Origin of the sequence: Streptomyces sp. NPDC059008 (assembly GCF_042749045.1) — a bacterium.
Lineage (GTDB): Bacteria > Actinomycetota > Actinomycetes > Streptomycetales > Streptomycetaceae > Streptomyces.
The window spans coordinates 1-15191 of sequence record NZ_JBHYJC010000061.1 but is presented as its reverse complement, the minus strand read 5'-3'; the positions used below and the strand labels follow the sequence as shown (position 1 = coordinate 15191).

The 15191-nt window shown below is 71.3% G+C and carries 12 protein-coding genes; 5 read left to right on the top strand and 7 right to left on the bottom strand.

The annotated features are described in order from the left end of the window. Positions 1 to 35 precede the first annotated feature (35 nt). The 7 genes from ACFWZH_RS36095 to mtnA form a co-directional block, all read right to left on the bottom strand. On the bottom strand, positions 36 to 788 hold the full coding sequence (locus ACFWZH_RS36095; protein ID WP_384441502.1) for a response regulator: 753 nt from the start codon (positions 786 to 788) through the stop codon (positions 36 to 38). A 233-nt stretch (positions 789 to 1021) separates the two neighbouring features. Beyond that, entirely contained in the window at positions 1022 to 1708 is a 687-nt protein-coding gene (gene hpf / locus ACFWZH_RS36090) for a ribosome hibernation-promoting factor, HPF/YfiA family (RefSeq protein WP_384441499.1), read from the bottom strand. 301 nt (positions 1709 to 2009) lie between these two features. After that, on the bottom strand, positions 2010 to 2756 hold the full coding sequence (locus ACFWZH_RS36085) for a ComF family protein (protein WP_384441496.1): 747 nt from the start codon (positions 2754 to 2756) through the stop codon (positions 2010 to 2012). A gap of 332 nt (positions 2757 to 3088) precedes the next feature. Then, positions 3089 to 4972, bottom strand: coding sequence for an LpqB family beta-propeller domain-containing protein (locus ACFWZH_RS36080; RefSeq protein WP_384441493.1), 1884 nt, complete (start codon positions 4970 to 4972; stop codon positions 3089 to 3091). Next, a complete protein-coding gene (gene mtrB, locus ACFWZH_RS36075) occupies positions 4962 to 7016 on the bottom strand; it encodes an MtrAB system histidine kinase MtrB (protein ID WP_384441490.1) in 2055 nt (684 codons plus the stop codon). The genes ACFWZH_RS36080 and mtrB overlap by 11 nt, the downstream gene beginning before the upstream one ends. Before the next feature lie 64 nt (positions 7017 to 7080). Next, entirely contained in the window at positions 7081 to 7758 is a 678-nt protein-coding gene (gene mtrA, locus ACFWZH_RS36070) for a two-component system response regulator MtrA (protein ID WP_030416996.1), read from the bottom strand. Further along, positions 7755 to 8918, bottom strand: a complete 1164-nt coding sequence (gene mtnA, locus ACFWZH_RS36065) for an S-methyl-5-thioribose-1-phosphate isomerase (RefSeq protein WP_384441485.1) — start codon at positions 8916 to 8918, stop codon at positions 7755 to 7757. Before mtnA ends, mtrA begins: the two co-directional genes overlap by 4 nt. 152 nt (positions 8919 to 9070) lie before the next feature. Between mtnA and ACFWZH_RS36060 the strand changes: the two genes are divergently transcribed. From ACFWZH_RS36060 to ACFWZH_RS36040, 5 genes are read left to right on the top strand one after another with little or no spacing between them, the layout of a single operon-like run. Further along, positions 9071 to 10465, top strand: coding sequence for a hypothetical protein (locus ACFWZH_RS36060; RefSeq protein WP_384441482.1), 1395 nt, complete (start codon positions 9071 to 9073; stop codon positions 10463 to 10465). 4 nt (positions 10466 to 10469) lie between these two features. Continuing rightward, the gene (locus ACFWZH_RS36055) at positions 10470 to 11162 is read left to right on the top strand and encodes a DUF4129 domain-containing protein (protein ID WP_384441479.1); all 693 of its coding nucleotides are present in this window, start codon (positions 10470 to 10472) and stop codon (positions 11160 to 11162) included. Next, on the top strand, positions 11159 to 12388 hold the full coding sequence (locus tag ACFWZH_RS36050) for a DUF4350 domain-containing protein (protein ID WP_384441476.1): 1230 nt from the start codon (positions 11159 to 11161) through the stop codon (positions 12386 to 12388). Before ACFWZH_RS36055 ends, ACFWZH_RS36050 begins: the two co-directional genes overlap by 4 nt. After that, a complete protein-coding gene (locus tag ACFWZH_RS36045) occupies positions 12369 to 13334 on the top strand; it encodes an AAA family ATPase (RefSeq protein ID WP_384441473.1) in 966 nt (321 codons plus the stop codon). The genes ACFWZH_RS36050 and ACFWZH_RS36045 overlap by 20 nt, the downstream gene beginning before the upstream one ends. 9 nt (positions 13335 to 13343) lie before the next feature. Continuing rightward, on the top strand, positions 13344 to 14654 hold the full coding sequence (locus ACFWZH_RS36040; RefSeq protein ID WP_384441470.1) for a DUF58 domain-containing protein: 1311 nt from the start codon (positions 13344 to 13346) through the stop codon (positions 14652 to 14654). The last annotated feature ends 537 nt before the right edge of the window (positions 14655 to 15191 follow it).

Genomic DNA, 15191 nt, shown 5'->3' with positions numbered 1-15191 from the left:
TGGTCGGCCGCCGGCCCGGTCGGCCCGCCGGCCGCTCAGCGGATCTCGAGGATCTTCTCCCGCATCGCGTAGACCACCGCTTCCATCCGGGAGTGCAGCTGGAGCTTCTCCAGGATGTTGCGGACGTGGTTCTTCACCGTGTTCTCGGAGATGAAGAGTTCCTTGGCGATATCGCGGTTGTTCATGCCCGTGGCGACCAGCTTGAGGACCTCCAGCTCGCGGTCGGTGAGCCGGGGCGCCGGCACCAGCCTGCGCTCGTCCGTCCGCTGGATCATCGACTTGAACTCCGTCAGGAGCTTGGACGCCATCGACGGGCTGATCTGCGACTGACCGTCCGCCACGGCCCGGATCGCGGTCGCCACCTCGTCGGTGGAGATCTCCTTGAGGAGGTAGCCGGTGGCGCCGGCCTTGATCGCGTCGTAGAGATCGGCCTCTTCGTCACTGATCGTCAGCATGATGATCTTGGCGCTGGGGGCCACCTCCTTGATGGAGGTGCACGCCTCGATCCCACCGCGCTTGGGCATCCGTACGTCCATCAGCACGATGTCGGGCAGCAGATCCGCGGCCTTGTCGACCGCCTCCGCGCCGTCCCCCGCCTCACCGACGACCTGGATGTCCTCTTCCTGGGCCAGCACGATCTCCAGCCCTCGCCGGAAAAGCGCGTGGTCATCCACCACCAGGACCCGGATCGGCTCCTTGCGCGGCACACTGACGGCCCGCTCGTCGCCCCCGACACCACTTTCGTCGTCGTCCGCGTCACCGCGCACGGGACCGAAACTGTCCCCCATTGATCCTCCCCGTCAACTACTCGGCCGAGAGGCCGGAGCTTGGAAATAAGGCTGGTTGACAACAGCCCCCTGCGACCAGCCCGATCAATGCCATACGACCGTCTCCCCGGCGTGTCGCCGTTTCGCGTCCACGAACTCCCTGGCTGGCACAAACACTATACGGCTTCAACTCCTGCTTTCTCCGGGCACGATGGTGCCCCCGGCGTACGCCGGGGGCACCGAGCGGGTGGGGTTCAGCCGCCCAGCGCGCCGCCTGCGCCGCCGGGCTCCTCCTCCCCGAACGAGTCGGGGTTCAAGTGGATGACGCCGTAGTCGTATGCGTGCCGCCGGTAGACGACACTTGGCAGCTTGGTGTCGGCGTCGACGAAGAGATAGAAGTCGTGTCCGACCAACTCCATCTCGTTGAGCGCCTGGTCGAGCGTCATCGGTGCGGCCGAGTGGGTCTTCTCCCGGACGACCAGGGGACCCTCGCCCTGGACGTCGATCGACCCCATCCTCGTGGTCGGCACCGTCTGATCGGCTTCGGTGGCGAGTTCGCCGTTGGTGTTCAGGCTCGCGGCGTCCGGCACGCTCACGGCGACCTCACTCGCCGGAATGCGGCCGTTGCCGCGACGTGAGAAGCGCTTGTCGTGCTGCTTGCGCAGCCGTGCCTCCAGCTTGGCGGTTGCCAGGTCCAGCGCGGCGTACGGATCGGCTGCGGCCGCCTCGGCCCGGACCACCGGGCCACGGGAGCGGAGCGTGATCTCCACTCGGTCGGAACGGTCGGCCTGCCGCGGGTTGGGCTCCTTGGACACCTCGACGTCCAGGCTGATCACCTTGGCGTCGAGCTTCTGGACTTTGTCCAGCTTCAGCTTCTCGGCCACGTGCTTGCGGAACCGCTCGGGCACCTCGGTCTTGCGGCCTTTGACGACGATGTCCACGCAGAACTCCGTTCCCGGATCGCTCCGCTCATCCGGCGGAGCAATTCCTTCTTGCACCAGGCTCCGGTAGTTGCCGAAGCCTCGGACTTGGCGACTTTCACCTCCTCCTCCCCCGACGACAAGATCTCCACGCCCCCCGTTTTCAGGGTCGCTGCAAACGCCCCTGAACGCATTCATCGCGACATCCGAGGCAAAACATCCGCCAAGTCCTCACAACCGAACATAGCTCTCCTGGGCGGATGTCGGCACCCCCTCGGAGCCCTCAGCTCCGTTTGGGTGACTTTTCCCAGCCAACTACCGATCATGTGGGAATTCCATTCCCCGGAAGACCGCGCGGTGCACATCGATTTTCGAAAGCACTGACCGGCGCCGCCACGACGGCCGCGCCGGTCACCCGGCCACCGGCCGCCGCTACCGCCCGCGCCGCCTCGACCAGCGTGGCTCCGGTAGTCACCAGATCGTCCACCAGCACCACTGGCTGCCCCGTGAGCAGCCTGGCAGCCCCGCCCCGCACCTCCAGCGCACCCGTGACGTTCGCCAGCCGCTGCCGGGCGCTGAGGCCCGCCTGGTCGGCGACGGCGCGCCGCTGGCGCAGTACGGGGAGGACCCGGGCCCCCGCCCCCTCCCCCACCCCCGCCCTCCTGAGCGCACCGGCCGCCGCCAGGGCGATCCGGCGCACCGGATCATGGCCCCGCCCGGCCACCGACCTGCGGGCCGATGGCACCGGCACCAGCAGCAGCGGCCCGCCGCCGGGCCGCAGCCCCCGCACCGCCCCGGCCAGCGCCGCCCCCAGCGGCCCGGCCAGCCGCATAGCGCCCCGTTCCTTGTGCGCCAGCAGCACGGCCCGCACCTCGTCGGCATACGGCGCACCCGCCCACACCCGGGGCAGCCCCGCCGGCTCCGGCCGCGGCCGCACCCGCCGCGCCCCGCGCCCGTCCCGCGCGAGCGCCCGGCGGCACCCCTCACACAGCTCCGTACGCGGGCGACCACACCCCGCACAGGCGACCGGCAGGATCAGACCGGCCAGTTCGCGCCACACCCCCTGCATGGCTCCACTTTCCTGCCGTCCACGTCCGGCCGCCACCCCTGTGGATAACCTCGTGGAGCGCCCGGGGCCCGGGTCCAGCGGGCTGTTGATGCAGGTCAGCGGCATGGTCCCTTGGCCCAGGCCGTCGAGCGGGCCGAGCCCGTAGCCGGCCGGAACCTCCGGCAGACCAGGGCCGCCCGCCGCGCAGACCGTCCGTCCGCGGAACGGGTGACCGTGTCACCCGGGCCCACGCGACCAGCCCGCCATGGCGGCCACCTGCTCGCCCGTTCACCCGGCCACCCGGTCGCCTCGTCACGTCACCCGACCACCCCGTCATCCGGGATGGACCGGCGTCATCCGGGATAGACCGGCGCCGTCCCGTCCTTCGCCACGGTCTTCCAGTTCGCGTCCGGAGGCAGCCGGACGATGCCCTCGGTGGCGTCGGCGATCAGCGGTCTGGTCTCGTCCTCCGAGGCGGCGACCGCCTTGACGCCGTTGACGCCGGGCAGCGTCTGCGCGTTGGACGCCGAGCCGTCGGTCTCCATGAACTGCATCTGCTGCACCCCGCCGGACTCCCGCCCGACGACCACCAGCCGGCTGCCGCCCGCCCAGGACGCGGCCACCACGTCCTCCAACTGAGGGGCGATCGGTCGCAGTTCCTGCACGGACAGCACCGGATGCGCCGAGCTTCCGTTCCGTTCGACCCGGCCGAGCTGGAGCGTCGTCCGCCCCTTGTCCTCCACCAGGACCGCGATCCGGATACCGTCCGCGGCCACCTTGATCGCCTTGATCCGTCGCCCGCCGAGACCGGGCACCGCGACCTCTTCGGGGTCGCCCTTGCCCTCACGTATCCGCAGCAGCCGGGAGCCGTGGGCGTCGCGGTCCGCGATCCACAGGTCCCCCAGACCGTCCCAGCTCGGCGCGGTCAGCCCCTCGTCGGCGTGCTTGGCCGAGCCGGTGCTGGTCAGCAGCGCTCCGCCGCGCTCGACGCCGTCCTCCATGGCGGCCACGTACAGCGACCGGCCGTCGTTGGAGACGCCGGCCGCGGCGTTCTCGCCGCGCGAGATGGCGACCGAGCGCAGAGGGGTGCTGCCCGTACCGAACGGACCGCGCACCGGCGTCGGTTCGGTCGCCGAGTCCGACATGGCGACGACCTTGTGGTCGGCGTCGATGAAGTACTCCTTGGGGGTACGCCCGGTGCGCTGCGGCGGGGCGAAGTCGCGCTCGGCCTGGTCCTGGGACAGCACACACAGCGAGTTGCCGCCGTCGTCCTGGAGCTCCACCTCGCTGATCTTCGAGGCGCGTGTCATGTCCTGGACGGTGAAGAAGAGCTGAGCGGCCATCCGCTTGCACTGGGTGGTGTCGGTGTTCACCGCCGCCTTGCTGAGCTTGACCCGCAGCGCGTTGGAGTCGTCCAGCGCCAGATCATGCGCCGCGAGCCGGGTGCCGCGGGGGAACTCCGAGGTGGTCACCTGGTTCAGCCAGTCGGTGGGCCCGGACAGCAGCGCCTCCACGCTGGCCGTGATCGGCTTTATTCGCTGCCGCAGGTAGACCGGGTCGGCGACGAGCACGTTGCGGCTCGCCTTCGGCTCCTCGGACTCCGAGTTGTAGGAGGCGAAGTAGTACTTGTTGACGGAGCGGTAGATGCGCTGGAAGTCGGACAGTCCCAGCACCAGCCCGTCGGGCAGCCGGTCGATCCGCCACTGACCCTCCTCCTTGATGAGGTGGATCGTCTGGCGGTACGGCTTCTCCTGCGGGGTGTAGGCGTGGTGGTCGTCCACCGACGCCACCTGGCTGCCGGAGAGCGTGACGGTGTAGCCGTTGACGTCCTCGCGGTTGGGCTGCACCTTCGGCTCGGGCTTGGGCCGCTCCTGGAGCACCTTGGTGACCTGGAAGGGCCGCCAGGTCCGCTTCGCCGACTTGGCCAGATACTGCGTGGCCGTACGGAAATCGGCCTCGTCGCTGGTCGTCGCGTCGAGGAAGCTGCGCACGATGTTGGTCGGCTGCGCGCCGTCCTGCGGGGGCACGCCGTAGACCCGCACCTGCGAGTCGCCTTCGGAGCGCGGCGACTGGTCGACCGCCGTGACCTCCCCGCTGTCCGGCATCGACGCGCATCCGGCCAGCAGCGCCGCCGCGCAGCCGAGCAGGGTCAGCTTGCGCGCCCGGCCGGCTCCCCGGCGGGCGCGCGTACGGGACGTGGGCGCCACTACGCGCTCGCTTCCGCGCTCAGTGTCCACGCAGCCCGTCCTCCGATTCCACGCCCTGTCCGGTCTCCCGCTCCGCCTCGCCGTCACCGGCCGGCACGTCGGTGCGGGCACTCTTGTCGCGCTCCGTCTCCCCGTTTCGTACGCCCGCGCGCTGCGGCATCACACGGGCGCCGCTGCCGGGCAGCGCCGTGGGATCGGCGGTCGCACGGGCCATCGCCCGCGGTTCCGCGGCGAGCGGCTGTGCGCCTCCGGACTGCGAGGACCGTGCCTGGACCGGGATCGTGGACGCCTTGCGCCCCGCCCCGGCGCGCGGCTGCCCCGTCTCGTCCAGCCCGCGGTTGCGTCGTGAGTCCTCCGGCTCCAGGGGTATCGGGGAGCCGCGCAGCGGCTCGCCGGCCGTACGGGGCAGGGTCAGCCGGAACTGCGAGCCGCCGCCCGGCTCGCCCCAGGCCTGGAGCCAGCCGCCGTGCAGCCGGGCGTCCTCGACCGCGATGGACAGGCCGAGTCCCGTACCGCCGGTCGTCCGGGCCCGGGCCGGGTCCGCGCGCCAGAAGCGGTTGAAGACCCTGGTGGCCTCGCCGGGCTTGAGGCCGACGCCGTAGTCGCGCACCGCGACGGCCACCGCGCCGCCGCTGCGGCTGCCCGCGGAGGCCAGCCGCACCACGACGTCCCGGCCCTCGCCGTGCTCGACGGCGTTGACGACGAGGTTGCGCAGCACCCGCTCCACCCGTCGGGTGTCGGCCTCGGCTATGACGGGCTGCTCGGCGCCACGCACCAGGATGCGGGTGCCCTTCGCCTCGGCGAGCGGCTCGGCGCCCTCGATGACGCGGTGCACCACATCGCGCAGGTCTATCGGCTCGGCCTCCAGCGCGGCCGCGCCCGCGTCGAACCGGCTGATCTCCAGCAGCTCCGCGAGCAGCGATTCGAAGCGGTCGAGCTGGCCGCGCAGCAGCTCGGCGGAGCGTGCCGTGGCGGGGTCGAACTCGTCGCGCACCTCGTGGATGACGTCGGCCGCCATCCGTACGGTCGTCAGCGGCGTGCGCAGCTCGTGCGAGACGTCGGAGACGAAGCGGCGCTGCATCCGGGACAGCTCCTCCAGCTGCTGGATCTTGACCTGGAGGTTCTGCGCCATCTTGTTGAAGGACTCGCCGAGCCGGGCGATGTCGTCCTCACCGGTGACCTTCATCCGCTCCTGGAGGAGGCCGGCGGCCAGCCGCTCGGAGATCCCCGCGGCCATCCGTACGGGCGTGACGACCTGCCGGACGACCAGCCAGGCGATCGCGCCGAGCAGGATCACGACGAACACCCCGGCCGTCGCGAGCGTCCCCGTCACGAGCTTGAGCGACTCCGCTTCCTGGCTGAAGGGGAAGAGGTAGTAGAGCTGGTACTGGTTGCTGTTGACGTCGTTGAGCCGCTTGCCGATGATCAGCGCCGGGACGCCGTCGTCCGACCCGATGCGCTTGATCTGGGTGTACTGGCGGAACGTCCCGGACTTGGTGTCCAGCTTCCGCCGCAGCTCGGCGGGCACGCTGCGCTCGGGGTCGACGTCTCCGGAGGCGCGCGGCCCGCGGGTGCCGGGGCTGGAGTCGCCGAACGGTTCGTCGGAGTCGGAGCTGAGCGCCACGACCGAGAAGACGCCCTGGCCGCCGCTGGCGAGCTGTTCGACCAGGCCGGTCAGCCAGGTCGCGGAGTCCTGGGTGCCGCGGTTGCCGGTGCGTGCGGCGTCGTCGCTACGGGTGTCGTCGGCGCCGTCGGCCATCTTCTGGGCGACGCCGAAGCCGCCCACCGCCTGGCTCTGCGCGGCCTGCGCCTTGGCCGTGAGCAGGCCGTTGCGGACCTGTCCGACGACCACGACGCCGAGCAGCAGGACCACGGCGAGTGACATCAGCAGCGTGGTCGCCACCACGCGCAGCTGGATGTTGCGGCGCCACAGCCGCAGGGCGGGCAGCAGCGGCCGGCGTACCCAGCGGCTGAAGAGCCGCAGCAGGGGGTGGACCGGCCCGCTCACGGCGCCGTCGGGCAGCAGCTGCCCACCGCGCAGCAATCGAGCAGACAACTTACTCGAAAAGGACATATCACCCGCCGGTCCGACGGTGCGCCCCCGCTTTCCCTCCGGGGTCGAACCGTCCCGGACCATCTCAGCTGGGCCCGGCCTTGTAGCCGACCCCGCGCACGGTCACCACGATCTCCGGACGCTCCGGATCCCGCTCGACCTTGGAGCGCAGCCGCTGCACATGGACATTGACCAGCCGGGTGTCGGCGGCGTGCCGATAGCCCCAGACCTGCTCGAGCAGCACCTCACGTGTGAAGACCTGCCACGGCTTGCGCGCCAGCGCCACCAGCAGATCGAACTCCAGCGGGGTCAGCGCGATCGACTGACCGTCCCGCTTGACCGAGTGGCCGGCCACGTCGATGACCAGGTCACCGATCGCCAGCTGCTCGGGGGCAGGCTCCTCCGAACGCCGCAGCCGCGCCCTGATCCGGGCCACCAGCTCCTTGGGCTTGAACGGCTTGACGATGTAGTCGTCCGCGCCCGATTCGAGCCCGACCACCACATCCACCGTGTCGCTCTTGGCCGTCAGCATGACGATCGGCACGCCGGACTCCGCCCGGATCAGCCGGCACACCTCGATACCGTCCCGCCCGGGCAGCATCAGGTCGAGCAGCACAAGATCGGGCTTGGTCTCGCGGAAGGCAGCCAGGGCCTTGTCACCGTCCGACACGAACGACGGTTCAAAGCCTTCGCCGCGCAGCACGATGCCGAGCATCTCTGCCAGTGCGGTGTCGTCGTCGACGACCAGGACGCGTCCCTTCATTTGGCCATCATCCCATTACCTGATCGTGACTTTCTCCATCGTGATGTGGAACACACCTCGGCGAGCGCTTCCCGGGTCACCGGCGACACCACTCCGGCCTCCGTCACGATCGCCGTCACCAGCTCCGGCGGAGTGACGTCGAAGGCCGGGTTGTAGGCCTGCGCGCCCAACGGAGCCACCGATATGGCGCCGCCCGCGACTGCCGCGGACCCCTGCGTGCAGGGCAACGAGAACTCCGTCACTTCCTGTCCCGGCCGCTGCTCCACCTCGATATCCGCCCCCTCCTCGGTCTCCAGATCCACCGTGCTGGTCGGCGCCACCACCACGAACGGAACGTGGTGGTACCGCGCCAGCACCGCCAGCGGATAACTACCGACCTTGTTGGCCACCGAACCGTCCGCAGCGATCCGATCCGCCCCTATCAGCACCGCGTCCACCTCGCCGCCGGCGAACAGCGACCCCGCCGCACCGTCCGACAGCACCGTGTACGCCATGCCGGCCCGCGCCGCCTCATAGGCGGTCAGCCGCGCCCCCTGCAGCAGCGGCCGCGTCTCGTCCACCCACAGCCGGCGCAGCTCACCGGCCCGATGCGCCGCGAGCGCCACCGCCAGGGCGGTGCCCTCGCCCCCGGACACCAGCGCGCCCGTATTGCAGTGCGTGAGGATCCGGTGACCGCCGCCCGGCAGCAGCTCGCCCAGCAGCGCCAGACCGTGCTCGGCCATCCCCACGCTGGCCTCGATGTCCTCCGCGTGTACGGCCCGGGCCTCGGCCAGCGCCGCCGCCGGGGCATCGGCCCCGCCGGCCAGCGCCGCGCGATAGGCGCCAGCTGCCCGGCGCACGCCGTACCCCAGATTGACCGCGGTCGGCCGGGCCTGCGCCAGCGCCTGCGCGGCCTCGTCCACGTCGAAGCCCCGCGCCGCGGCCAGCGCCACGCCATACGCACCCGCGATGCCCAGCAGCGGCGCCCCGCGCACAGCCAGCGTCCGGATCGCCTGGACCAGCGCCGGTACGTCCGTACACACCAGCTCGACCTCCTCCGCCGGCAGGCGGGTCTGGTCGAGGAGGACCAATACGGGCCCCTCCGGTGGCTCCTCCCAGCGCAACGACGGGATCGCGAGCGCCCCGGCGCCCGTCTCGGATACCTCGTACTGATCGCCCATCCACTCAGTCTGCCGCCGACCCGCCCTCGAACATAAGGTCCCCTCACTCTCAGGGCGCGGGTACACAACGCCGGGCGCCATGACACGATGACTGGCACCGCGGACCCCGGACCCCGGCCGTCCCGGCGGACGGACAGTAAGAAGGAGCGACGATGAACAACTCTCCGGGCTGGGCCTCGCCCGGATCCACGCCCTCCGACGAGCCGGCCCGCGGCACTCAGGAGCAGCCCACCCAGGCGTCGGAAGACCAGCCCGGGCCCGCGGAGCAGCCCACCCCACCGAACTGGTCCAAGGAGCAGCCGCCCGCCGGCCAGTGGTCGGCCCCCGCCGGCATCCCCAGCCAGGGCGGACCCCACGGCAGCGGCGGTCAGGACACGGCCGGCGACCGCACCCGCGCCTCGTCGCCGAGTTCGGGCAATCCCGGCTGGGCCGGCCGACCGGCCCCCGGCCAGCAGCCTCCTTGGGGCGGCGCCTGGGCCGCGACGCCGCCGGCGGCCAAGCCGGGCGTCATCCCGCTGCGCCCGCTCGGCATCGGCGAGATCCTCGACGGCGCGGTCTCCACCATGCGCGCCCACTGGCGCACCGTCCTCGGCATCTCCCTGATCGTCGCGGTCGTCTCGCAGACCGCCGTCACCATCGTCACCGGGGTGTGGTTCCGGGACGGCGGCCGCGCGACCACCGTCTCGAGCGACAACGTCCCGCCGATCCGCGACACCATGCGCCAGCTCGGCGACACACTCGCCGGCAGCGCCATCACCTCGGCGATCGGACTGCTCGCCACGATCATCGCCACCGGTCTGCTCACCATGGTCGTCAGCCGTGCCGTCCTGGGCCGCCCGGTGACCGCCGGGGAGGCCTGGCGCGACGCCCGCGCCCAACTCCCCCGCCTGCTCGGCCTGCTCGTCCTGCTCCCGGCGATCGTCACCGCGATATTCGCGGTCGGCGTGGCTCCCGGCGTCATCGTCGCCGCCACGGGCACGCACGACATCGGCCTGCTCCTCGCCATGCTCGGTGGCCTGGCCGCCACCGTCGTGAGCATCTGGCTGTGGGTCCGCTACAGCCTCGCCTCCCCCGCGCTGATGCTGGAGAAGCAGGGCGTCATCGCATCGATGCGCCGCTCCGCCAAGCTCGTACGGGGCTCCTGGTGGCGGGTTCTGGGCGCCCAGCTGCTGGCCTACCTCCTGATCGGCATCGTCGAGTTCATCATCCAGATCCCGGCCACCCTCATCGCCTTCCTCATCGGCGGCGAGAGCCTCATGGCGTGGGCGAACGGCACCAGCGACGGCACCGGCTGGTCGTTTCTGATCGTGCTGGGCATCGGCGCGGTCATCAGTTCCACCATCACCTTCCCGATCAGCGCCGGCGTCACCGCGCTCCTCTACATGGACCAGCGGATCCGCCGCGAGGCCCTCGACCTCGAACTCGCCCGCGCCGCAGGCCTCCCTGGCTACGGCACCGACGCCCCCGCCGACGAGACGCCGACGGCCACGACGACACCCGCCGACGATTCCGGGCAGCGCCCCACCGACGCCGCTCCCGGAAGCTGATGCGGTGACCACAGGGGGGAACATGGCCGCGCTCGGACGATTCATGGCGCGTACCGACGACGACATACCCGTGCGGACTCCTCGCCTCCCCGCCCGCGAGGCGGCCGAGCGCGAGCTGTCCGATCCTCGGTACCACCAGCACGACCCCAACCCGATCCAGCAAGCCCTCAACTGGCTCTGGGACCGCGTCGACGAGTTGTTCGGCGCGGCCGCCGGCACCACACCGGGCGGCTGGATCGGGCTCCTCGCCATCGCCGCATTCGTCCTGCTGCTGGTCGTCGCCCTCCGCCTCCGGCTCGGCGCGGTACGTCGCACGCCCACCACAGGCGGCGCACTCTTCACCGACACCCCCCGCACGGCCGTGGAACACCGGGCCGCCGCCGACCGACACGCCGCCGCGGGCCACTGGAACCAGGCCATCCAGGACCGCATGCGCGCCATCGTCCTCTCCCTCGAAGAGCGCGCCCTGCTCACCCCCGGGCCCGGCCGCACCGCCGACGAGGCGGCCACCGAAGCCGGCCGGGCACTCCCCCCGTACGCCGACCAACTGCGCACCGCAGCCCGCACCTTCGACGACGTCACATACGGCGGCCGCCCCGGCACGGAGCAGGCATACGCCCTCCTGACCGGACTCGACGCCGACCTCCAGCGCGCCAAGCCCACTCTGGCCGCCACTGCGACCAGGAGCCGCGGATGACCACGGCCACCACGGACAGCTTCGCGCTCTCCCCCACGACCCGCCGGGTGTGGTCCCGCTCGCGTGGCCCCCTGCTCGCGATCCTCCTGCTCGTCATCAGCGGAATCGTCCTCGCGGCCCTGCAGTCCGGGGAGCAGCACGGCCGACTCGACCCCCGCTCGGCGGACCGGTCGGGCAGCCGGGCACTGGCCCAACTCCTCGCCGCCCGCGGTGTCTCCACCCAGGTCGTGACGACCTCCGAGGAGGCCGCCGCCGCGTCGGGCCCCGGCACCACCCTGCTCGTCTCCGACCCCGACGTACTGACGAAGCGCCAGCTGACGAGCCTGCACGCCGCGACCGCCTCCCGCCCCGGACGCACCGTCCTGCTCGCCCCCGGCACCTCGGCACTGGGGACTTTCGCCCCCCACGTCCAGGTCGACACCCCCGTAGGCAACTCCCCGAGCCCGCCGGCCTGTTCCCTCCCCGAAGCCCGCCGCGCCGGCAAGGCACTCCTCGGTGGTCTGCGCTACGCCACGCCCGCCGACGGCACCGACCGTTGCTACCCCGTCGGCGGCCGGCCCACCCTGCTGCGCCTGCCGGCCGCCGGCGCCGGCCGCGACACCGTGCTCCTCGGCTCCGCCGATCTCCTCTACAACCAGCACCTCGCCGAGGAAGGCAACGCCTCGCTGGCACTTCAACTCCTCGGTTCCCACAAGCATCTGGTCTGGTACCTCCCCTCCGTCAGCGACCCGTCGTCCGCCCAGGACGACCAGGGCGGCTTCCTCGACCTCATCCCCTCCGGCTGGCGCTGGGCCCTGCTCCAACTCGCCTTCGCCGCCGTACTCGCAGCCCTCTGGCGCGCTCGCCGCCTCGGCCCCCTGGTGCCGGAAAAGCTCCCCGTCACCGTCCCGGCCGCCGAGACCACCGAGGGCCACGCACGTCTCTACGAACAGGCCAACGCCCGTGACCGGGCCTCAGCCGTACTGCGCTCCGCGACCCGCACGCGACTCGCTCCCCTCGCAGGCGTGTCCCCAGCTCACGCCCACACCCCTGACGTCCTCGTCCCCGCCGTACAGGCCCACATGGCCTCACCCCCTGACGCCGGAACAGATCTCCACACCCTCCTGTTCGGCCCGGCCCCCGTGGACGACCGGGCCCTGGTCCGCCTCGCGGACCAACTCGACGAACTCGAATCCTCGATCGTTTCCCAAGAGAGGCACGCCCCCCGTGAGCACCCCGACCGCTGACCGCGCCCGAGCCTCCCTCGAGGACCTGCGCACCGAGATAGCCAAGGCCGTCGTCGGCCAGGACCCCGCCGTCACCGGCCTGGTCGTCGCACTCCTCTGCCGCGGTCATGTGCTCCTCGAGGGCTCCCCCGGCGTCGCCAAGACCCTTCTCGTACGCGCCCTGTCGACCGCCCTCGAACTCGACACCAAGCGCGTCCAGTTCACCCCCGACCTGATGCCCAGCGATGTCACCGGTTCGCTGGTCTACGACGCCCGCAGCGCGGAGTTCTCCTTCCAGCCAGGCCCCGTCTTCACCAACCTGCTGCTCGCCGACGAGATCAACCGCACGCCCCCCAAGACCCAGGCGTCTTTGCTCGAGGCGATGGAAGAGCGTCAGGTGACCGTCGACGGCACCGCCCGTCCCCTCCCCGAGCCGTTCCTCGTGGCAGCCACGCAGAACCCCGTGGAGTACGAGGGCACCTATCCGCTGCCCGAGGCCCAACTCGACCGGTTCCTGCTGAAGCTGACGGTCCCTCTCCCGGCCCGCAACGACGAGATCGACATCCTCACCCGCCACGCGGCCGGCTTCAGCCCCCGTGACCTGGGCGCCGCAGGGCTGCGCCCCGTCGCCTCCGCCGCCGACCTCGACGCCGCCCGAGAAGCGGTCGCCAAGACCTCGGTATCCCCCGAAGTCACCGGCTACATCGTCGATATCTGCCGTGCCACCCGCGAATCCCCCTCGCTTGCACTCGGCGTCTCCCCCCGAGGAGCCACCGCCCTGCTCTCCACGTCACGCGCCTGGGCCTGGCTGACCGGCCGCGACTATGTGACCCCTGACGACGTCAAGGCACTTGCTCTTCCCACGCTCCGACATCGTGTGCAGCTCCGCCCCGAAGCGGAGATGGAAGGAGTCACCGCAGACTCCGTGATCAACGCCGTACTCGCGCATCTCCCCGTCCCCCGTTAAGACGACACCGTGGCCCTCACCGGACGCACCGCCCTCATCTCCGCAGTCGGAGCCCTCTTCGTCGGCTTCGTGCTGCCCAGCTGGCTCGGCATCCTCATCGTCCAACTCGCCCTGCTGATAGCTATTTTGTGCGACCTCGCACTCGCAGCGCCAGTGCGAAAGCTTCATTTCACCCGCACAGGTGACACAACCGTTCGACTAACAGGCGAAGCCCACACACACCTCACCCTCACCAACCCGAGCCGCCGCACCCTGCGCGCCACGATCCGCGACGCCTGGCCCCCGAGCTCCTTCCACCCCGGCTCGGACATCCCCGCGTCCCGTCACACGGTGCGCATCCCCGGCTCCGAGCGGCGCCGTCTCACCACCGCGCTGCACCCCACCCGCCGCGGCGACCACCACGCGGTCCGCGTCACCGTCCGCTCCTACGGCCCGCTCGGCCTGGCAGCCCGTCAGGGAAACCACCACGTCCCCTGGACACTGCGTGTGCTGCCGCCCTTCACCAGCCGCAAGCACCTCCCCGCCAAGCTCGCCAGGCTCCGCGAACTCGACGGCCGCACCAGCATCCTCACCCGCGGCGAAGGCACGGAATTCGACAGCCTCCGCGACTACACCCCCGGCGACGACACCCGCTCCATCGACTGGCGCGCCACCGCCCGCCGCCAAGACCTCGCCGTACGCACCTGGCGTCCGGAACGCGACCGCCGCATCCTGCTCGTCCTGGAAACCGGCCGCACCTCGGCGGGCCGCGTCGGCGACATCCCGCGCCTCGACGCATCCATGGACGCCGCCCTGCTCCTCGGCGCCCTCGCCGCCCGTGCCGGCGACCGCGTGGACCTGCTGGCCTACGACCGCCGCGTACGCGCCTCCGTCCAAGGCCACGCGGCCCGCGATGTCCTCCCGGCACTGACCGAGGCGCTCGCTCCGCTCGAATCCGAACTGGTCGAGGCGGACGCCCGCGGCCTGGCCGCCACGATCCACCGCCGCACCCCGCGCCGGTCCCTCATCGTGCTCTTCACCGGCCTGGACGCGGCCCCCGTCGAGGAAGCCCTCCTCCCCGTCCTCCCCAGCCTCACCCAGCGCAACGAACTCATCGTCGCGGCCGTCGCCGATCCCCGCATCGAGGAAATGGCAACCGGCCGCCACACCCCCCAGTCCGTCTACGCAGCCGCAGCCGCAGAACAGACTCGCGCCGCTCGCCGCCGCACCGCGGACCGCCTTCGCCACCACGGCATCACCGTCATCGACGCCACTCCGGACCGCCTGGCCCCCGAACTGGCTGACGCCTACCTCACCCTGAAGTCCACCGGCCGGCTCTAAAACCGCCCCGCCCCAAGCCCCTCCCATAGAAGCCCCTCACGGGCCTGGGAGCCACGGCACTCGCCAGCATCGCATCCCACGCCAACTGTCGACCGCGGGATACCTGAGATGACCAGCGACGGACGGGGCACAGGCATTCCTACACAGCGGATGCCCGACAGGAACGCACCGGAAAGCATCGTGGAAGCGCGCGAGGTGGCCGGCCAGCACCCAGCTCCATCTAGCCACCGGTGGAACACAGACACAGCACAAGGCTCAGCAATCCCCTTCGCCGCCCCCATCCCCCTCCCCATCCGCGTCAGACAATCGCCAAAGGCACACGAGCGATAGCGCCCATTCGGCCCATGCCGTTTCGACTACTCCATCGGGCCGTGCCGCACCGCCCCTCCCGAATCCCGGAGGCGTCGAAGAACCTACGTGTGGCTCAAGGATCCAGAACGCAAAATAGCCTCGTTCCCCGAGTCGAAACTCGGGGAACGAGGCTATTTCAAAATTTGTTCGGCGGCGTCCTACTCTCCCACAGGGTCCCCCCTGCAG